Source organism: Rhizobium sp. BK098, from assembly GCF_014193155.1.
Taxonomy (GTDB): Bacteria; Pseudomonadota; Alphaproteobacteria; order Rhizobiales; family Rhizobiaceae; genus Rhizobium.
The window spans coordinates 37,960-55,906 of sequence record NZ_JACHYY010000012.1 but is presented as its reverse complement, the minus strand read 5'-3'; the positions used below and the strand labels follow the sequence as shown (position 1 = coordinate 55,906).

The 17,947-nt window shown below is 61.5% G+C and carries 21 protein-coding genes; 20 read left to right on the top strand and 1 reads right to left on the bottom strand.

What is annotated here, in order from left to right:
• Positions 1-20 precede the first annotated feature (20 nt).
• The 5 genes from FHT73_RS24925 (at position 21) to FHT73_RS24905 (ending at position 4,034) form a co-directional block, all read left to right on the top strand.
• Complete coding sequence (locus FHT73_RS24925; protein ID WP_183715577.1) at positions 21-1,814, top strand: ABC transporter ATP-binding protein; 1,794 nt, start codon at positions 21-23, stop codon at positions 1,812-1,814.
• Positions 1,815-1,828: 14 nt separating this feature from the next.
• Positions 1,829-2,653: a 4-hydroxy-tetrahydrodipicolinate reductase gene (gene dapB, locus FHT73_RS24920; RefSeq protein ID WP_113240300.1), complete on the top strand. Its 825-nt coding sequence runs from the start codon at positions 1,829-1,831 to the stop codon at positions 2,651-2,653.
• Positions 2,654-2,775: 122 nt separating this feature from the next.
• Positions 2,776-3,411 (top strand): 2,3-bisphosphoglycerate-dependent phosphoglycerate mutase, encoded by a 636-nt coding sequence (locus FHT73_RS24915; protein ID WP_106996243.1) that lies wholly within the window; start codon positions 2,776-2,778, stop codon positions 3,409-3,411.
• Positions 3,412-3,510: 99 nt separating this feature from the next.
• Positions 3,511-3,801, top strand: coding sequence for a hypothetical protein (locus FHT73_RS24910; protein ID WP_112338480.1), 291 nt, complete (start codon positions 3,511-3,513; stop codon positions 3,799-3,801).
• The gene (locus FHT73_RS24905; RefSeq protein WP_348648160.1) at positions 3,798-4,034 is read left to right on the top strand and encodes a type II toxin-antitoxin system RelE/ParE family toxin; all 237 of its coding nucleotides are present in this window, start codon (positions 3,798-3,800) and stop codon (positions 4,032-4,034) included. The genes FHT73_RS24910 and FHT73_RS24905 overlap by 4 nt, the downstream gene beginning before the upstream one ends.
• Positions 4,035-4,100: 66 nt before the next feature.
• On the opposite strand, the gene phnF is transcribed toward FHT73_RS24905, so the two are convergent.
• The gene (phnF, locus tag FHT73_RS24900; RefSeq protein ID WP_183715575.1) at positions 4,101-4,835 is read right to left on the bottom strand and encodes a phosphonate metabolism transcriptional regulator PhnF; all 735 of its coding nucleotides are present in this window, start codon (positions 4,833-4,835) and stop codon (positions 4,101-4,103) included.
• Between the two features lie 101 nt (positions 4,836-4,936).
• Here phnF and phnG point away from each other — a divergent pair, with 101 nt between their 5' ends.
• From phnG to phnN, 15 genes are all read left to right on the top strand, one after another.
• Positions 4,937-5,413, top strand: coding sequence for a phosphonate C-P lyase system protein PhnG (gene phnG, locus FHT73_RS24895; RefSeq protein WP_183715573.1), 477 nt, complete (start codon positions 4,937-4,939; stop codon positions 5,411-5,413).
• Entirely contained in the window at positions 5,413-6,039 is a 627-nt protein-coding gene (gene phnH, locus FHT73_RS24890; RefSeq protein ID WP_183715571.1) for a phosphonate C-P lyase system protein PhnH, read from the top strand. The genes phnG and phnH overlap by 1 nt, the downstream gene beginning before the upstream one ends.
• 3 nt (positions 6,040-6,042) lie before the next feature.
• A complete protein-coding gene (locus FHT73_RS24885) occupies positions 6,043-7,152 on the top strand; it encodes a carbon-phosphorus lyase complex subunit PhnI (RefSeq protein ID WP_183715569.1) in 1,110 nt (369 codons plus the stop codon).
• Positions 7,149-8,030 (top strand): alpha-D-ribose 1-methylphosphonate 5-phosphate C-P-lyase PhnJ, encoded by an 882-nt coding sequence (locus FHT73_RS24880; RefSeq protein WP_183715567.1) that lies wholly within the window; start codon positions 7,149-7,151, stop codon positions 8,028-8,030. Before FHT73_RS24885 ends, FHT73_RS24880 begins: the two co-directional genes overlap by 4 nt.
• Positions 8,027-8,803: a phosphonate C-P lyase system protein PhnK gene (phnK, locus tag FHT73_RS24875; RefSeq protein WP_069610919.1), complete on the top strand. Its 777-nt coding sequence runs from the start codon at positions 8,027-8,029 to the stop codon at positions 8,801-8,803. The genes FHT73_RS24880 and phnK overlap by 4 nt, the downstream gene beginning before the upstream one ends.
• 9 nt (positions 8,804-8,812) lie before the next feature.
• Positions 8,813-9,520, top strand: a complete 708-nt coding sequence (phnL, locus tag FHT73_RS24870) for a phosphonate C-P lyase system protein PhnL (protein ID WP_183715565.1) — start codon at positions 8,813-8,815, stop codon at positions 9,518-9,520.
• Positions 9,517-10,134, top strand: coding sequence for a DapH/DapD/GlmU-related protein (locus tag FHT73_RS24865; protein WP_113240294.1), 618 nt, complete (start codon positions 9,517-9,519; stop codon positions 10,132-10,134). Before phnL ends, FHT73_RS24865 begins: the two co-directional genes overlap by 4 nt.
• 91 nt (positions 10,135-10,225) lie before the next feature.
• Positions 10,226-10,780 (top strand): pyridoxamine 5'-phosphate oxidase family protein, encoded by a 555-nt coding sequence (locus tag FHT73_RS24860; RefSeq protein ID WP_112338489.1) that lies wholly within the window; start codon positions 10,226-10,228, stop codon positions 10,778-10,780.
• 224 nt (positions 10,781-11,004) lie between these two features.
• Positions 11,005-11,859 (top strand): phosphonate ABC transporter ATP-binding protein, encoded by an 855-nt coding sequence (gene phnC, locus FHT73_RS24855; protein WP_183715563.1) that lies wholly within the window; start codon positions 11,005-11,007, stop codon positions 11,857-11,859.
• Between the two features lie 95 nt (positions 11,860-11,954).
• A complete protein-coding gene (phnD, locus tag FHT73_RS24850; RefSeq protein ID WP_183715561.1) occupies positions 11,955-12,866 on the top strand; it encodes a phosphonate ABC transporter substrate-binding protein in 912 nt (303 codons plus the stop codon).
• Between the two features lie 66 nt (positions 12,867-12,932).
• A complete protein-coding gene (phnE, locus tag FHT73_RS24845; RefSeq protein WP_183715559.1) occupies positions 12,933-13,913 on the top strand; it encodes a phosphonate ABC transporter, permease protein PhnE in 981 nt (326 codons plus the stop codon).
• 8 nt (positions 13,914-13,921) lie between these two features.
• Complete coding sequence (gene phnE, locus FHT73_RS24840; RefSeq protein WP_183715557.1) at positions 13,922-15,268, top strand: phosphonate ABC transporter, permease protein PhnE; 1,347 nt, start codon at positions 13,922-13,924, stop codon at positions 15,266-15,268.
• Positions 15,269-15,457: 189 nt separating this feature from the next.
• Positions 15,458-16,144, top strand: coding sequence for a DUF1045 domain-containing protein (locus tag FHT73_RS24835; protein ID WP_183715555.1), 687 nt, complete (start codon positions 15,458-15,460; stop codon positions 16,142-16,144).
• Between the two features lie 15 nt (positions 16,145-16,159).
• Positions 16,160-17,299: an alpha-D-ribose 1-methylphosphonate 5-triphosphate diphosphatase gene (locus FHT73_RS24830; RefSeq protein ID WP_095433565.1), complete on the top strand. Its 1,140-nt coding sequence runs from the start codon at positions 16,160-16,162 to the stop codon at positions 17,297-17,299.
• Entirely contained in the window at positions 17,296-17,901 is a 606-nt protein-coding gene (gene phnN / locus FHT73_RS24825; protein ID WP_183715553.1) for a phosphonate metabolism protein/1,5-bisphosphokinase (PRPP-forming) PhnN, read from the top strand. The genes FHT73_RS24830 and phnN overlap by 4 nt, the downstream gene beginning before the upstream one ends.
• Positions 17,902-17,947: the final 46 nt, after the last annotated feature.

Below are 17,947 nucleotides of genomic sequence, written 5' to 3'. Positions count from 1 at the left end.
TCAAGACAGGAAGCCGATTATTGAAATTGCCTGACCCGAAAAGCAAAAACGTCGACAGCGAAGCCATTACAGGCATGCTGAAGCGCATTATCGCCGAGAACGGCCGCGATCATATTCGCGGCTACTCCATCGCGATTACCTGCCTTATCCTCGTTGCGCTTTCGACTGCTTATATCGGCTACATCGTCAAGTCGGTCATCGACAGCGCCTTCATCGCCCGCAATATCGTCGATGCCTGGAAAATCTGCTTCAGCATCTTCCTCGTCTTCGTGGTGCGCGGTTTTGCCGGGTATTTCCAGTCGGTCATTCTGTCGAAGATCGGCAATAACATCATCGCCCGCTACCAGCGCCGGCTCTATTCGCATCTGATGACGCTGTCAGTCGGCTTCTTCAGCGAAGCGCGCTCCGCGCAGCTCGCCGCCCGCATCAGCCAGAACGTCTCGGGCATCCGCGATGTCATGAACCTGACGATCACGTCGACGGCACGCGACCTTCTGACCTTCGTCGCCCTGCTTTGCGTCATGGTGTTCCAGGATCCGGTGCTCAGCATCGCATTCGTCGTCATCGCGCCGCCGCTCTTCTTCGCGCTGCGCTATATTTCTAAGCGCCTGCGCGCCGCCACGCGCGATGCTATCGTCCTGAACAGCCATGTACTCGGCGCAATGCAGGAGACCATTCAAGGCGTTTCCATCGTCAAGGCCTTCACGATGGAAGAGGAGCTCGAGCGCAAGATCAACAAGCTGATCACCGCCGCCGAGCACCGGCAGAACCGCATCGCCCGCCTTTCGGAGCGCAACGGACCGCTGATCGAAACCGTCGCCGGTTTTGCGATCGCCAGCCTCTTTGCCTATGCCGCTTATCGCTCGATCTACGACAATGTCTCGCCGGGCGTGTTCTTCTCCTTCGCCACTTCGCTGCTGCTTGCCTACGATCCGGCCCGCCGCCTTGCAAAGCTGCAGGTGCAGCTGGAGCGCGCGGTCGTCAATGCACGGATGATCTACGAGCTGCTCGACATGGAGCCGCGCCAGCGCGACCTGCCGGATGCCAAGCCGCTTAACGTGACCGACGCCCGCATCGAGTTCCGCAACGTTCATTTCGCCTATGGTGATGAATCCGTACTTTCCGGTGTCAACTTCACGGCCGAGGGCGGACAGACGACAGCGCTCGTCGGGCCTTCTGGCGCCGGCAAGTCCACCGTCATCAATCTGATCCCGCGCTTCTACGACCCAAAATCCGGCAGCATCTTCATCGACGGGCAGGACATCGCGCATGTGACGAAACAGTCGCTGCGGGAACAGCTCGCCTATGTGTCGCAGCAGCCCTATCTCTTTGAAGGCACGATCCGCGACAATATCCGCTACGGCCGCCCGAACGCGACGGATGCCGAGATCGAGGAAGCAGCGCGCCTCGCCTATGCCCATGATTTCATCGAGGCGCAGCCGATGGGGTATGACACACCGGTCGGCGAAAACGGCGTGACGCTGTCCGGCGGCCAGCGCCAGCGCCTGTCGATCGCCCGCGCGCTGGTGCGCAACGCGCCGATCCTGCTTCTGGACGAAGCAACCTCTGCGCTCGACACGGAATCCGAAGCGGCCGTGCAGAAGGCACTGGAAGAGGCGATGAGCGGCCGCACGGTCGTCGTCATCGCGCACCGCCTGTCGACGGTCATCCGCGCCGAGAAGATCGTCGTCATGCAGAACGGCCGAGTTGTCGAAGAGGGCAACCACGAGACGCTTGCGACGGCCGACAATGGCCTCTACGCTCGGCTCAACAACCTGCAGCTACCGGCGATTTCAAGCAATTCCCGCAAATAGACGATAGAGACGACATGAGCGACGATGCGATGAAGCTGGTGGTGGTTGGCGCGGCGGGCCGCATGGGACAGGCTCTCATCCGCATCATTCATGCAACCGACGGCGTGGCCCTGCATGCCGCCGTCGCTCGTCCCGGCTCCGCCTTCATCGGCAAGGATGCCGGCGAGATCGCCGGGCTCGGGCCGATCGGCATTCCCGTCACCGACGATCCGCTTTCCGCCTTCCTTCACGCCGAAGGTGTCATCGATTTCACAACGCCGGCAACCAGCGTCACCTTTGCCGGCCTCGCCGCACAGGCACGCATCGTCCATATCATCGGCACGACGGGATGCTCGGATGAGGACGAGGCGAAGTTCAAGGCGGCCGCGCGCCATGCCCGCATCGTCAAATCGGGCAATATGGGCCTCGGCATCAATCTTTTGAGCGTGCTTGTCGAACAGGCGGCGCGGGCGCTGCCCTCGAACGACTGGGACATCGAGGTGCTGGAGATGCATCATCGCCACAAGGTCGATGCACCCTCGGGTACCGCACTTCTGCTCGGCCAGGCGGCGGCGAAGGGTCGCGGCATCGATCTCAACGACAATTCCGTGCGCGTGCGCGATGGCCATACGGGTGCGCGTCCTGTGGGCACGATCGGCTTTGCGACCCTGCGCGGCGGCGGCGTGGTCGGCGATCATTCGGTGATCTTCGCCAGCGAAAGCGAGCGATTGACGCTCTCGCACAATGCCGGCGACCGATCGCTGTTTGCGCGCGGCGCGCTGCAGGCGGCGCTCTGGGCGCGCGACAAGAAACCCGGCTTCTATTCCATGCTCGACGTACTCGGGCTCTCCACACGTTGATCCGAACCCGGAGCGGGTCGGCAGGGACCTGCCAATCCGCTCCAGCCTTTTATTGTCTCGCAATTCCGGACAGAAAGCCGCTACGCACTTTTCCTGGAATTGCCCTATCAGGGAGAAATATTATGAGCGGTACTCTCGTCCTCGTTCGCCATGGCCAGAGCGACTGGAATTTGAAGAATCTCTTCACCGGCTGGAAGGATCCCGATTTGACGGCGCTTGGCGTCGAAGAAGCCAAGACAGGCGGCAAGGCTCTGGCCGATTACGGCATCAAGTACGATATCGCCTTTACCTCGGCCTTGACGCGTGCCCAGCACACGCTGAAAATCATCCTCGATGAAATCGGCCAACCCGGCCTCGAAACCATTCGAGATCAGGCGCTGAACGAGCGCGACTACGGCGATCTCTCCGGCCTCAACAAGGATGACGCCCGCGCCAAGTGGGGCGAAGAGCAGGTCCACATCTGGCGCCGCTCCTACGACGTTCCGCCGCCCGGCGGCGAAAGCCTGCGCGACACCGGCGCCCGCGTCTGGCCCTATTACCTGACGGAAATCCTGCCGCGCGTTCTCGCCGGCCAGAATGTGCTGGTGGCCGCCCATGGCAATTCGCTGCGCTCGCTCGTCATGGTTCTCGATCGCCTGAGCAAGGCGCAGATCCTTGAGCTGAACCTCGCGACCGGCGTACCGATGGTCTACAAGCTCAAGGCCGATTCCACCGTCGCCTCGAAGGAAGTCCTCGGCGACATGTCCGGCGCGCATTAAGCTATTGAACGGAAGCCACCCCTCATAGGCCTGAGATGAGGGGTGGGAAATGCCGCAATATGTGTTACACTGCACTGCGTATGTAACACATGGGCCGACATGAGCGACGCGACATTTACCTTCCGAGTTGAAGAAGAGTTGAAGGCGGCTTTCAGCGAGGCTGCGAAAGCGCATGATCAGACCGGTGCGCAGTTGCTCCGGGCTTTCATGCGCGATTATGTACAGCGCCAGCAGGATGCCGCTGACTATGACATGTGGTTTCGCCAGCAGGTGCAGGCCGGTCTTGCTTCAGCCAACGCCGGCAATCTCATTCCTGACGACAACATAGACGCTGAATTCGCTGCGTTACGAGAAGAAACACGCCGCAAACTCAGCGGGCGTTCTTCGTGAAACTTGCCTGGACTCCCGAAGCAAGAGCTGATCGACGCGCCATCTATATTTACATCGAGGCCGAGAATGCCTCCGCGGCAATCGCGCTGGACAAGCTCTTCGCCAAACGGTCGAAACAGCTCATCACCCATCCGATGGCGGGCCGATCCGGTCGCGTGCCGGGACGCGAGAACTCGTCGTGCATCGAAACTATTTGCTGGTTTATGACGTCGCCGGCGAGACGGTGCGCATAATTCGCATCCTGCATACCGCACAGCAATGGCCGCCGAACGATTTTCAGCCGACTTCGTAGCTCGGCCTTAATTCTCAATCGTGAACCGCACCCTGTCTGCGGCGAAGCGGGAAATCGAATACTGCACCGGGACATTGTCGAGATCGGCGTTCAGCGCCTGGGCGACGAGAACAATGGCGCCCGGGGATAGCTGCAGATCGGCAAGATCGCTCTCGTCGGCATGTGTCGCGGTAATCTCGGTGACGACGCGGACGTAATCAGGAACGCCAAGCTCCTTGAATGCCTTGGTGATCGAACCGGTTGTCCGATAGACCTCCGCGATATCGCCGAAACGATCCGCCGGAAACCAGCTGGTGGCGCGCGATACAGGCCGATGGTCCGCCTGACCCAGCGTCTCGAGCCTTATCAACGGCGTTCCCGTCCTGACCTTGAGCTGTTTGGCCAATTCAGTGCTGGCGGCCTCTTCGCCGGATGCAAGCAAGACGCTGCGGGTTTCGCGCACCTGGTCGCCGATCCCTTGCGAAAATCGCGTACGTCTCGAAATCGGAAAACTCAGCCGCTCCTTGCGCTCGATCAGCGTCCCGCGTCCCTGCACGGCCCTGACGATGCCTTCCTGGGCGAGTGCTGCCAGCGCGCTTCTGATCGTGTGCCTGTTGACGCCGAACTGCAGCGCCAGGGCCGTTTCCGGCGGCACCATGCCCGTCTCGTCGAAATCGCCATGATTAATAGAGGTGCGAATGCGGTCGGCAATCTGCCGCCAGAGCGCCACGCCCGTCTGCCTCTGTATCTTCTGCCCTGCCATTTTGCCCACTCGCCCTGTCACACGCTTGTCACGACTCGCTAATAGATATAAACATATCTTGTATGGTTGTATATATCAATAGACATTTAAAGGAAGGCGCGATGAATTCAGCACAAAGGCAGGAAGCGGCCGCACAGGAGCGTCGTGAACGCAAGCGCGTCGCCGATCTCTTGGCGCAGGCAGAACGCGACGAGCTAGAGGCGGCCTGGCAAGCATTGCCGAGCAAGCCGACAGTCCAACCGGTGCGCGGCCCCGAGACCGGGCTCGTCATGGTGCGCGGCCGCATCGGTGGTGGCGGCTCTCCGTTCAATCTCGGCGAAGTCACGGTGACACGCGCTACCGTCCGGCTGGCATCCAACACTATCGGCCATGCGCACGCGCTCGGCACAGACCGGGAAAAGGCCCGGCTTTCGGCCATCTTCGATGCACTCTGGCAGCAATCGGCTACGAAAGAGTTCGTCGAAAAGGCGATCCTGCAGCCCGTGACCGAACGTATCGAAAACTATGATCGCAAGCGCGCGGAAGAGACGGCGGCGACCCGCGTCGATTTCTTCACCATGGTTCGCGGAGAAGATTGATGAGCCTTTCCAGCACCCCAACCTTCGGCAATGAGGCCCTGACCGGCGGTTTCACTGATCCGGTTTTCGACGCACAGAGTGTCTTCAAGATGACGATGGACGCCATGGCGCGCCCGGGCACCCTGCAGACCATTACCGCCGACATTGCGCCGCCGGCTCCGCTCGGCATCGCTGCCGGCGCCATCGGCCTGACCCTTTGCGATCACGATACGCCGGTCTGGCTGTCCAATAGCCTTGCGCGATCCAGCCTGCCGGATTGGTTGGCGTTCCATACCGGCGCACCCATCATATCCGAGCGGCTGGAGGCACATTTTGCCTTTCTTGAAGCTGGTATGGCGCTTTCCTCCCTCAGCCAGTTCGGCATCGGCACCCAGGAGTATCCCGATCGCTCGACGACGATCGTGCTTGAGATCGAAAGCCTCGAAGGCGGCAAGGAACTGGCGCTGACGGGTCCGGGCATCAAGGATATCACCATGATCGCACCGATCGGCCTGCCGGATGCGCTGCTGCGCATCTGGAACGACAATCGCGCCCTCTTCCCGCGCGGCGTCGATCTCATCCTGACGGCGGGCCGGCAATTCCTCTGCCTGCCGCGCACCACCAAGATCATCGCGACGGAGATGTGACGTATGTATGTTGCTGTAAAGGGCGGTGAAGCCGCCATTGCCAATGCGCACCGGCTGCTGGCCGACCGCCGCCGCGGCGACCGCTCGCTGCCGGCCATTGGCATCGACCAGATCGTGGCGCAGCTAGCGCTCGCCGTTGACCGCGTCATGGCCGAGGCCTCGCTCTATGACCGTACGCTGGCCGCACTTGCCGTTCGCCAGGCCCGCGGCGACATGATCGAAGCGATCTTCCTGCTCAGAGCCTACCGCACGACGCTGCCGCGCTTTGGCTACTCCCAGCCGCTCGACACGGCAGCAATGAAGATCGAGCGCCGCATCTCCGCGACCTACAAGGACTTGCCCGGCGGCCAGCTTCTCGGCCCGACCTTCGACTATACGCACCGCCTGCTCGACCCGAGCCTTTTGACCGACGAACCTGTCGACGAGCCGATGCAGCGCCCGGCCGAAGACGGCCGCGTCATGCGCGTTTCCGAAATCCTCGATCAGGAAGGGCTGATCGAAGGCGACGGCACCATGCCCGTCGACCACGATATCGGCGACCTCACGCGCGAACCACTGGAATTTCCGATGACCCGCGATCTTCGCCTGCAGGCGCTGGCCCGCGGCGATGAAGGCTTTCTGCTGGCGCTCGGCTATTCGACGCAGCGCGGTTACGGCCGCACCCACCCCTTCACCGGCGAAATCCGCATCGGCGAAGTTGAGGTCGAATTCGACGTACCGGAACTCGGCTTCGCCGTCTCGCTCGGCCGCATCCAGGTGACCGAATGCCAGATGGTCAACCAGTTCAAGGGCTCGGCCAAGGCGCCGCCGCAGTTCACCCGCGGCTACGGCCTGGTCTTCGGCCAGAGCGAGCGCAAGGCCATGGCCATGTCGCTGGTCGACCGCGCACTGCGCGCCGAGGAACTCGGCGAAGACATCGTTGCGCCGGCTCAGGACGAGGAATTCGTCATTTCCCACTCCGACAACGTGCAGGCGACGGGCTTCGTCGAACATCTGAAGCTGCCGCACTATGTCGACTTCCAGGCCGAACTCGACCTGGTGCGGCGCATGCGCCGCGACTTCGAGGCCGCTCGCGAAAGCGGCATGGACCCCATGACGGAGGCAGCCGAATGACCGAACTCGCCACCTACAATTTCGCCTATCTCGACGAGCAGACCAAGCGGATGATCCGTCGCGCCATCCTGAAGGCGATCGCCATTCCCGGCTATCAGGTGCCCTTCGCCTCGCGCGAAATGCCGATGCCCTACGGCTGGGGCACCGGCGGTGTGCAACTGACGGCCACCATCATCGGTCCGCAGGACGTGCTGAAGGTCATCGACCAGGGTGCCGACGACACGACCAATGCCGTCTCCATCCGCGCCTTCTTCCAGAAGGTCGCCAATGTCGCCGTCACCACCCGCACGGACGAGGCGACCATCATCCAGACGCGCCACCGCATCCCGGAGGCCAAGCTTGGCTCCAACCAGGTGCTCGTCTACCAGGTGCCGATCCCGGAACCCTTACGTTTCCTGGAGCCGCGCGAGACCGAGACGCGCAAGATGCACGCACTCGAGGAATACGGCCTCATGCATGTGAAGCTCTACGAGGACATCGCCCGCAACGGCCGCATCGCCACGACCTATGCCTATCCGGTCAAGGTCGCCGGCCGCTACGTCATGGACCCCTCGCCGACGCCGAAATTCGACAATCCGAAAATGCATCTTTCCGACGCACTGCAGCTGTTCGGCGCCGGCCGCGAAAAGCGCATCTATGCCGTGCCGCCCTACACCGAAGTCGTCAGCCTGGATTTCGAGGATCATCCCTTCGAAGTACAGCGCTTCGACAAGCCCTGCGCGCTTTGCGGGGCCGAGCAGGTCTATCTCGACGAGGTGATCCTCGACGACAAGGGCGGACGCATGTTCGTCTGCTCCGACACCGATTTCTGCGAAGACCGTCGCGCCCACGGCCATATCGGCTCGATGCTGGCACCCAACCAGGAGGCTGCCGAATGAGTGACTTACCCCTTCTGAAGGTCAAGGACATCTCGAAATTTTATGGTAGCCGCATCGGTTGCCGCGACGTGTCCTTCGAGCTCTGGCCCGGCGAAGTGCTCGCCATCGTCGGCGAATCCGGCTCCGGCAAGACGACGCTGCTCAACTGCATCTCGACACGGCTGCTGCCGACGACGGGCAGCGTCGAATACCACATGCGCGACGAGACCTATCGCGACCTGTTCCGCATGAACGAGGCCGAGCGCCGCTTCCTGATGCGCACTGACTGGGGCTTCGTGCACCAGAACCCTGCCGACGGCCTGCGCATGACGGTTTCGGCCGGCGCCAATGTCGGCGAGCGGCTCATGGCGATCGGCAACCGCCACTACGGCAACATCCGCAACACTGCCATCGACTGGCTGGAGCGGGTCGAAATCGACGCCGACCGCATCGACGACCAGCCGCGCGCCTTCTCCGGCGGCATGCGCCAGCGCCTGCAGATCGCCCGCAATCTGGTGACTGGCCCCCGCCTGGTCTTCATGGACGAGCCGACCGGCGGCCTCGACGTGTCCGTGCAGGCCCGCCTGCTCGATCTGGTGCGCGGCCTCGTCAACGATCTCGGCCTTTCGGCCATCATCGTCACGCACGATCTCGCGGTCGCCCGCCTCCTGTCGCATCGCATGATGGTGATGAAGGACGGACAGGTGATCGAACACGGTCTAACCGACCGGGTGCTCGACGATCCGCGCGAACCCTATACGCAACTGCTGGTCTCTTCGATCCTGCAGGTCTGAGGAACAAACATGGCAACCCCACTCGTCGTTTCCGAAGTCTTCAAAAGCTTCACCATGCATCTGCGCGACGGCATTCGTCTGCCCGTCGTCGCCGATGTCTCCTTCTCCGTCGCCGCGGGCGAATGCGTCGTGCTCGGCGGTCCGTCCGGGATCGGCAAGAGCTCACTGCTGAAGATGATCTACGGCAATTATGCCGTTGATAGCGGCCAGATCCTTGTCACTCACAAGGACAGGATCGTCGATCTTGCAACCGCCGACCCGCGCACCGTGCTCGATGTCCGCCGCCAGACCATGGGCTATGTCAGCCAGTTCCTGCGCACGGTTCCGCGCGTTGCCGCCATCGATGTCGTTGCCGAGCCGTTACTGAGCCGTGGCGTGACCGTGGACGAGGCCAGGGCTAGGGCGGCCGAGCTGCTAGCACAACTGAACTTGCCGAAGGAACTTTGGCAGCTACCGCCCGCCACTTTCTCGGGCGGCGAACAGCAGCGCGTCAACATCGCCCGCGGCTTCATCACCGACCACGCCATCCTGCTGCTCGACGAGCCGACGGCGTCGCTCGATGCCCGCAACCGGGCCGTCGTGGTCGACATGATCGAGCAGAAGAAGGGAGCCGGCGTTGCCCTTCTCGGCATCTTCCATGACGAAGAAGTGCGCGAGGCCGTCGGCAGCCGCATTCTCGACGTTTCGCAGTTCTCGCCGCGGAAGGCCGCCGCATGAGCCGCAAACTGGGCGAGACGCCCTTCATCAGCCCTTCTGCGAGCGTCAACAACTCGACGCTCGGCCGCTATACCGAGGTCTCCGACCGCTGCCGCATCGATGAAGTCGAGATCGGCGACTATTCCTACATCATGCAGGATGGCGCGGTCTGGTGCGCGACGATCGGCAAGTTCGTCAACATTGCCGCCGCCGTGCGCATCAACGCCACCAACCACCCGACATGGCGCGCCACGCTGCACCATTTCACCTACCGCGCCGCCGACTACTGGCCGGATGCCGATATGGAGACGGATTTCTTCACCTGGCGGCGCGACAACCGCGTTGTCATCGGTCACGATGTCTGGATTGGCCACGGCGCGACCGTGCTGCCCGGCGTGACGGTCGGCAATGGTGCCGTCATCGGCGCCGGTGCCGTCGTTTCCAAGGACGTCGCGCCCTACACCATCGTCGGCGGTGTGCCGGCCAAGCTTATTCGCGAGCGTTTCACGCCCGAGGTCGGCGCGCGCATGGACAAGCTCTCATGGTGGGATTGGGATCACGATCGCCTGCGCACGGCGCTTGCGGATTTTCGCGCCCTTTCGGCCGAGGAATTTCTGGATCGCTACGCCGCCTGAGGACGCTTTCCGCCCCAGCCGGGCTTGCAGGAGACCGGCGGCCGCTTCAGCCTCAGGCGATCTGTCTAGCTCGAATTAAGGAGGCCTCTTAATGGCAAAGCAATTTTCCAGCGTTGACGACCGGCTTCGCGATTTCATCGCGCGGCAGCATATCTTCTTCACGGCGTCCGCGACATCGGAATCCCGGGTCAATGTTTCGCCGCGCGAAACGTTATGCCTGCGCATCATCTCCCCGAATACTGCCATTTATCTCGACCGCACCGGCAGCGGCAACGAGACATCGGCCCACATGAAGGCCGACGGGCGGCTGACCATCATGTTCTGCGCCGTCGAAGGGCCGCCGATGATCCTGCGTCTCTACGGCCGCGGGCGGATCATTCACCGATCGACACAGGAATATCGGGAATTGCTGAATGATTACTATGCGGGGGAAGAGCCGCTCGGCGCACGGCAGATCGTACGACTGGACTTCGATCTCGTACAGACTTCCTGCGGTTTCGGCGTGCCGCTCTTTTCCTACGAAGGCGAGAGGCCGAGCCTCGACCAATGGGCGAAAGCAAAGGGTCCTGATGGCATTGAAGAATATCGGCGCGAGAAGAATAGCTTCAGCATGGACGGCCTGCCGACAGGCATGTTTGACGGCTAAACTTAGCGGAAAGCCCTCAGCCGGCTAATCTTGCAAAAACGACGGGAATTGTAACAGCAGTTACATAAAACTGACATCGGAGCTTCATGAAGCGGGACTAATCGGTTGCCTTGTAATTGGCGCCGACCCCGTCGAAACTCCCTTCGAGGCAGGGGCATGCGCCCATTCTTAGCACCGGTACCGCTGAAATTTCTGCAGCCCGGCAGCCGCGAAAGGGAAGCACTATGTTCGAACTCAGGAATGTCTCGCGCCGGTTTGGAAACAAGCTCGCTGTCGATTCCGTGACTTTGGACATACCGCAAGGACAGATGGTCGGCGTCATCGGCCGTTCCGGCGCCGGCAAGTCGACTTTGCTGCGAATGATCAATCGCCTCGCCGATCCGAGTTCCGGTTCCATCCATTTCGCCGGCACCGAGGTTTCGAAGCTCAGCGGCCGTGCATTGCGCAGCTGGCAGCGCGATTGCGCCATGATCTTCCAGCAGTTCAACCTCGTTCCGCGCCTCGACGTGCTCACCAACGTCATGCTCGGCCGGCTGAACCATCGATCGACGCTTCTGAGCCTGCTGTCCGTCTTTTCGCGTGAGGAACGCATTGAAGCCATCGCGGCACTTGAGCGCCTCGGTATCGAGCAGACGGCTCTGCAGATGGCCGGCACGCTTTCGGGCGGCCAGCAGCAGCGCGTCGCCATCGCCCGTGCCCTGATGCAGCAGCCGAAGATGATGCTGGCCGACGAGCCAATCGCCTCGCTCGATCCACTGAATGCCAAGATCGTCATGGATGCGCTGCGGGATATCAACGAGCGTGAAGGCATCACCGTCATCACAAACCTGCATACGCTGGATACGGCGCGCAATTACTGCGAACGCATTGTCGGCATGGCAGGCGGCAAGGTCGTGTTCGACGGCAAGCCGACCGATCTGACGGCAGCCGCCGTCAAGGAAATCTACGGTACCGATAAGGACGGCGCCGGCATCGACGAGAGCATGACGTCGACATCCATCAATATCGCCGATCCGGCCGCGCAAGCCGCGGCGACTGAATCTGCCGGCCCGCAACCGCTGGCACTGGCCGGTCTCTGAGAGAGACGGCCGGGATCGAAGGCCCGCGTCAAGGGCGCATTTCTTCTATCAGACCGAAGACATCCGGGGACACCGGTTAATCAGGAGACGAACCCATGTTGAAGAAAGCACTCTTTGCCGCTACGGCGCTCGTTGCGCTCGCAGTCGGCGCTGCTGCCAACGCAGCAGACCTCAAGGAATTCCGCATCGGCATTCTCGGCGGCGAAAACGAAGCCGACCGCCTGCGCAATTACGCCTGCCTTTCCGACCACCTGAAGAAGGAATTCGGTTTCGAGAAGGTTTCGCTGTTCCCGGCCGCCGACTATAACGGCGTTATCCAGGGCCTGCTCGGCGGCACGCTCGACTTCGCCGAACTCGGCGCTTCCGGCTACGCAGCCGTCGCCATCAAGGACCCGAAGGCCGTTACCCCGATCCTGACGACGCAGCAGACCGACGGCTCTACCGGCTACTACTCGATCGGCCTCGCCCTCAAGTCTTCCGGCATCAAGACGATCATGGACGCCAAGGGCAAGAAGCTCGGCTACGCCGACCCGGACTCCACCTCGGGCTACCTCGTTCCCCTCACGCAGATTCCGAAGACCACCGGCGTGCCGAACGACAAGTTCTTCGGCTCGACCCAGTTCAACGGCGGCCATGAAAACAACCTGCTCGCCGCCTATGACGGCAAGGTCGACGTCGCTGTCGACGATTCCTCGGGCGTTGGCGATTTCAAGGACGGCTTCACCTCCGGCACCTTCCGCAAGGAAGTCGACAAGGGCGCCGTGGATCCGAACAAGCTCGTCGAAGTATGGCGTTCTCCGCTGATCCCGAACGGCCCGCTCGTCGTTCGCAACGCTCTCGGCACCGAATGGCAGACGAAGCTGACGGACTTCTTCATGAAGCTCCCGACGGCCGACGCCAAGTGCTTCAACGCCATCGAAGGCGGCGACTTCAAGGGCTACGTCAAGGTTACCCCGGACTTCTACAACGCCGTCATCGACGTTCGCAAAGCTGCCATCGGCGGCTGATCCGCATTCCGATAATTGGGCGGCCGGCAACGGCCGCCCTTTTGCTATTCACAGAGGCTTGACTTCATGACGATCGCCGATACGCACCCGAACATGCAGAGCGCGCCACAGAGCGCCAAGGAGATCGGCGACGCCTGGAGCAAGATGGTGGCCAAGCGCCGCCTCTACACCGGCATCGGCCTCGTGATCCTGCTCGCCGCCTTCGTCAGCTCGGTGCGCTTCGCCGACGAAAACAACGCCGGACATTTCTTTGATCGCCTGCCGCATCTATTCGATTTCCTGAGCTGGCTCATTCCAAAGGACTGGTCGGACGTCTATCGCGCGCTCTTCGATCTGCCGAGCCCGAATGGAGCCAATGGCGCCGGCGGCGAGGAGTTCAATTTCCCGCTCGGCCGCGTCTATGTCTGGGGCGATTTCTATATCCCTGAATATTTCGAGCTGATGATCATCACGATCAACGTAGCGCTGGTATCGACCATCATCGGCGTCGTCTTCGCCGTGCCTTTGAGCTTCTTTGCCGCTCGCAACATGTCGCCATCCAATCCGATTCGTCTGGTGACTAAGCGTACCATGGAACTTCTGCGGGCTTTTCCCGAGATCGTCATTGCCGGATTGTTTTCGGCGATCCTGTCGATCGGCCCGATCGCGGCCATCATCGCCGTCGGCCTGCATACGATCGGCGCGCTCGGCAAGCTCTTCTACGAAGTGGTCGAGAACATCGACATGAAACCGGACGAGGGCATGCGCGCCGTCGGCGCGAGCTGGAGCGAGCGCGTGCGCTTTGCCGCCCTGCCGCAAGTGCTGCCGAACTTCATGTCCTACGCGCTGCTGCGTCTGGAGATCAATGTTCGCGCCTCCACCATCATCGGAGCCGTCGGCGGCGGCGGTATCGGTGAAGAGCTCAAACTTGCGATTTCACGCGGTTTCGGCGCCAAGACATTGGCGCTGGTGCTGCTTCTCTTCCTGACGATCATCGCCGTCGATCAGTTTTCCGCATGGCTCCGCCGCCGTCTGGTGGGCGAACATGCCTTCCTTTTGCAGCATTGAGGTTGACCATGTCCATCATCGACGCCAGCCGCATGCAGGAAATCGAAGCGCGCTATCCGGAGGTTCTTCACCGGTCCTTCCGCCAGCGCTTCGGTGCGCTGATGATGTTCATCGGCATTGTCCTCTACGGCATTTATGCAGTCTGGTTCTTCGATCTGCCGAAGGTCATTTCGGAAGCACATTGGGAGCGCGTCGGGATCTATCTTAGCGAATGGGTGAGCTATGACGTGCAGCCGGAATTCCGCATCTCCGACGACAAGATCACCATTAAGTATCCGCGCTTTTCGCCTTTGGGCGACAATCCGCATCCTGACTGGGTCAAGACCAACCCCGATGGCAGCATGACCGTTTCCGTCAGCGGCACGAGCCGCACGGTAACCGTAACCAAAACGCAGGCTATCGTGACTGCGCACGGCATTACGATCCCGATCGATATCGCCGGCGATGCGCCGAAGATCGTCGGCTCCGAGCCCGTACCCAGCTGGATGACCGTTTATGACGACAACATCCTGGTCAATCTCGGCTTTGCCGGCGATGCCAGCATTTCCACTGATCGCGTGAAGATCCGCAAGCGTTTCCTCGGCTGGGCCAACTTCGTGTTCGACACACATTCGCCCTTCTTCGACAAGCCGGCGAGCGAAGTCATCAGCCTGATCGTTTCGGGGCCGCGGCTGGACCCTGCCCAGTCCAACCTCTCACTGGCCTTCGACAATATCTGGAACAATGGCGCGTGGCAGCATGGCGACGTCTGGACCAAGCTGTTCCAGACCATCGTCATGGCGTTCCTCGGAACACTCCTCGGGTCGCTCGTAGCATTTCCGCTCGCCTTCCTGGCGGCTCGCAACATCACGCCGAACCGGCTGCTCAACCAGATCCTCAAACGCCTCTTCGACTTCCTGCGTTCGGTGGACATGCTGATCTGGGCGCTATTCCTGACCCGCGCCTTCGGCCCCGGCCCGCTTGCCGGCAGCGGCGCGATCTTCCTCACCGAGACGGGTACGCTCGGCAAGCTCTATTCCGAAGGCCTGGAGAATATCGACAACAAGCCGCGCGAGGGCGTGAAATCCACCGGCTCGCCGACCATTCTCGTGCATCGCTACGGCATCATGCCGCAGATCGTTCCGGTCATCGTCAGCCAGACGCTCTACCAGTGGGAATCGAACGTGCGCGGCGCGACCATCATCGGCGCCGTCGGCGCGGGCGGTATCGGGCTCAAACTTTGGGAAGCGATGCGCACCAACGCGAACTGGGAAAACGTCGCCTATATGGTGCTGTTGATCCTGATCGTCGTCTTCCTGTTCGATGCCGCATCCAACGCCTTGCGTTCGCGGCTGATGGGTGCGCGAGCGAAATAAAAAAGATCGGGAAAAAATCGTTACGCATCATCATTCTGTCACGGGAATCCGGTAGCGCAGGCCGGCAAGACCGCAACGGTCAAGCTGGCTTTAGCCGGATTCGGACCGTTGCTGCCTTGCTGCTCTTGCGGTTTGTCGCAAATCACCCAACAGTGTCCCGCGCAGCCGATTTTTCCAAGGAATGCAGCCTTGCGCTATGCTCTCTATTTCACGCCGCCCAAAGAAGATCCATTGACATCGCTTGCCGCCCGCTGGCTGGGCCGTGATGCATTTTCGAATGAGATTTTTTCCGACAAGGCCATGGCGCCGCTGCCGGAAGGCCATGCCGAACTGACGGCCGATCCGCGCCGCTACGGCTTCCATGCCACGCTGAAGGCGCCGTTCGAGCTAGCCGCTTCGGTGACCGAGCGCGATCTCCTCGAAGTTGCCGCCGAATTCGCCTCGCAGACCAAGGCTTTCACCATTCCGGAACTTGTGCTGGGCCAACTCGGCCATTTCTTCGCGCTCGTGCCCAGCACCGTTTGCGAGCCGTTACAGGATTTCGCCTCGCGCGTCGTGAAAACCTTCGAGCCTTTGCGCGCACCGCTTTCGGACCATGACATCGCAAGGCGCAAGCCGGAAGGCTTGACGGAGCCGCAGCGCGCCAATCTGCTGCGCTGGGGCTATCCTTATGTCAATGACGAGTTCCGTTTCCACATGACGCTGACCGGTCGGGTTCCCACGGAGCGTCAACCCGAACTACAGGAAATTCTGCGCCATCGCTTCGCCGAACATACCGGCAAGCCGCTCGATATTTCCGGCCTCGCCGTCTTCGTCGAAGAAGAGCGTGGCGCTCCCTTTACCGTCCGTTCCTGGCTGCCGCTTGCCGGCGCCTAATATGAAAGAGCCGATATGACCAAAGAAACCGTCCTTTCCAACGCCCGCATCGTCCTCGAAGACAAGATCGTCGAAGGTTCCGTGCTGATCCGTGACGGTCGCATTGCCGCCATCTCCGAAGGCAAGTCCGATATCGGCGAGGATTTCGAGGGCGATTATCTGATCCCCGGTCTGGTCGAGCTGCATACCGACCATCTGGAGGCACATTATTCCCCTCGCCCGGGCGTTCGCTGGAACAAGACGGCGGCGATCCAGGCGCATGATGCCCAGATCGTCACCTCGGGTATCACGACCGTGTTCGACTGCCTGCGCATGGGCTCTGATGAGGACGGTGGTTTCGAAAAGGGCGAGATGCGCGATATGGCCGATGCCATCCAGGCGGCCCAAAGCGAAGATCGCCTGCGCGCCGATCACCTGATCCACCTGCGCTGCGAAGTCTCCTCCGACAACGTGCTCGACCACTTCCAGGATTTCGAGAAGGACCCTTACGTCCGTCTGGTTTCGCTGATGGACCATGCACCGGGCCAGCGCCAGTTCCAGACCATGGATCAGTACATCTTCTACTATCAGAAGAAGCGCGGGCTCAGCGACGAAGCCTTTGCCAAGTTCGTTGCCAAGCGCCAGGAAGAATCGGCGAAATATGCCACGCCGCATCGTGACGCGATCTCCAAGGTCTGCGCCGAACGCGGCATCACGGTCGCCAGTCATGACGATGCGACGCTCGCCCATGTCGATGAAGCCATCAATTACGGCGTTCGCCTGGCGGAGTTTCCGACCAGTATCGATGCCGCCAAGGCTTCCCACGGCGCCGGCATGAGCGTGCTGATGGGCGCGCCCAACATCGTGCGTGGCAAGTCGCATTCGGGCAATATCGCCGCCCGCGACCTGGCCGAACTCGGCGTACTCGATGTGCTTTCCTCCGATTACGTGCCGCTCAGCCTGTTGCATGCACCCTTCATTCTCGCGGACGAAGTCGAGGGCATTTCGCTGCCGCAGGCGATCGCCATGGTGACGGCGACGCCCGCAAGGACCGTTAGCCTGAACGACCGCGGCCGCATCGCAGAGGGCCTGCGCGCTGATCTCGTGCGCGTCCGTCGCGATCATGGCGTTCCGGTTACGCGCTCCGTCTGGCGGGAAGGACGCCGGGTGGCATGAGCGCAAGCGCCAATCTCGAGCCGGCTAATCTCGGCCTGACGGATGCGACAGCGGGCACGCTCGCCGTCGTCGTCGGCCCGAGCGGTGCTGGCAAGGATACGCTGATGAATCTGGCCGCCCAGCATTTTGCCGGCCGGCCGGATGTCCACTTCGTTCGCCGCGTCATCACGCGCGACGGCGATGCTGGTAACGAAGACCACAGAAGCGTCTCCGACGCCGATTTCGATGCGATGGAACAGGCCGGTGCCTTCGCCGTCTCCTGGGAAGCGCACGGCCTGAAATATGGCATTCCGGCCGACGTCTTCGATGAGCTTGCGCAGGACCATCTGGTGATCGCCAATGGCTCACGCTCGGCGCTGCATCACTTCCAGAGCGCATTTCCACGTCTGAAGGTCATCAACATCACGGCGACACGCGAAGTGCTGGCCGAGCGGTTGATGGCGCGCGGACGCGAGAGCCGCGAAGACGTGCTGAAGCGGCTGGAAAGAAGCTCGCTGACCGTCGAGGGCAGCTACGACGTCGCCGATATCGACAATAGCGGCACGCTCGAAGAGGCCGAGCGCGCCATTATTTCGGTGCTGGAAATGCTGATCGGCAAATAAGAGTATTTAAGCTGCCCAATCTCGCCCTTGGCGGCGAGAAAGCAAT

Excerpts from the sequence above, each read along its gene's own strand:
- phnL (WP_183715565.1), top strand. The coding sequence starts at position 8,813 with ATGGCAACCCCACTCGTCGTTTCCGAAGTCTTCAAAAGCTTCACCATG.
- FHT73_RS24910 (WP_112338480.1), top strand. The coding sequence starts at position 3,511 with ATGAGCGACGCGACATTTACCTTCCGAGTTGAAGAAGAGTTGAAGGCG.
- phnE (WP_183715557.1), top strand. The coding sequence starts at position 13,922 with ATGTCCATCATCGACGCCAGCCGCATGCAGGAAATCGAAGCGCGCTAT.
- FHT73_RS24880 (WP_183715567.1), top strand. The coding sequence starts at position 7,149 with ATGACCGAACTCGCCACCTACAATTTCGCCTATCTCGACGAGCAGACC.
- phnE (WP_183715559.1), top strand. The coding sequence starts at position 12,933 with ATGACGATCGCCGATACGCACCCGAACATGCAGAGCGCGCCACAGAGC.
- phnK (WP_069610919.1), top strand. The coding sequence starts at position 8,027 with ATGAGTGACTTACCCCTTCTGAAGGTCAAGGACATCTCGAAATTTTAT.
- FHT73_RS24830 (WP_095433565.1), top strand. The coding sequence starts at position 16,160 with ATGACCAAAGAAACCGTCCTTTCCAACGCCCGCATCGTCCTCGAAGAC.
- FHT73_RS24915 (WP_106996243.1), top strand. The coding sequence starts at position 2,776 with ATGAGCGGTACTCTCGTCCTCGTTCGCCATGGCCAGAGCGACTGGAAT.
- FHT73_RS24865 (WP_113240294.1), top strand. The coding sequence starts at position 9,517 with ATGAGCCGCAAACTGGGCGAGACGCCCTTCATCAGCCCTTCTGCGAGC.
- FHT73_RS24885 (WP_183715569.1), top strand. The coding sequence starts at position 6,043 with ATGTATGTTGCTGTAAAGGGCGGTGAAGCCGCCATTGCCAATGCGCAC.
- phnN (WP_183715553.1), top strand. The coding sequence starts at position 17,296 with ATGAGCGCAAGCGCCAATCTCGAGCCGGCTAATCTCGGCCTGACGGAT.
- phnC (WP_183715563.1), top strand. The coding sequence starts at position 11,005 with ATGTTCGAACTCAGGAATGTCTCGCGCCGGTTTGGAAACAAGCTCGCT.
- phnH (WP_183715571.1), top strand. The coding sequence starts at position 5,413 with ATGAGCCTTTCCAGCACCCCAACCTTCGGCAATGAGGCCCTGACCGGC.
- dapB (WP_113240300.1), top strand. The coding sequence starts at position 1,829 with ATGAGCGACGATGCGATGAAGCTGGTGGTGGTTGGCGCGGCGGGCCGC.
- phnD (WP_183715561.1), top strand. The coding sequence starts at position 11,955 with ATGTTGAAGAAAGCACTCTTTGCCGCTACGGCGCTCGTTGCGCTCGCA.
- phnG (WP_183715573.1), top strand. The coding sequence starts at position 4,937 with ATGAATTCAGCACAAAGGCAGGAAGCGGCCGCACAGGAGCGTCGTGAA.
- phnF (WP_183715575.1), bottom strand. The coding sequence starts at position 4,835 with ATGGCAGGGCAGAAGATACAGAGGCAGACGGGCGTGGCGCTCTGGCGG.
- FHT73_RS24860 (WP_112338489.1), top strand. The coding sequence starts at position 10,226 with ATGGCAAAGCAATTTTCCAGCGTTGACGACCGGCTTCGCGATTTCATC.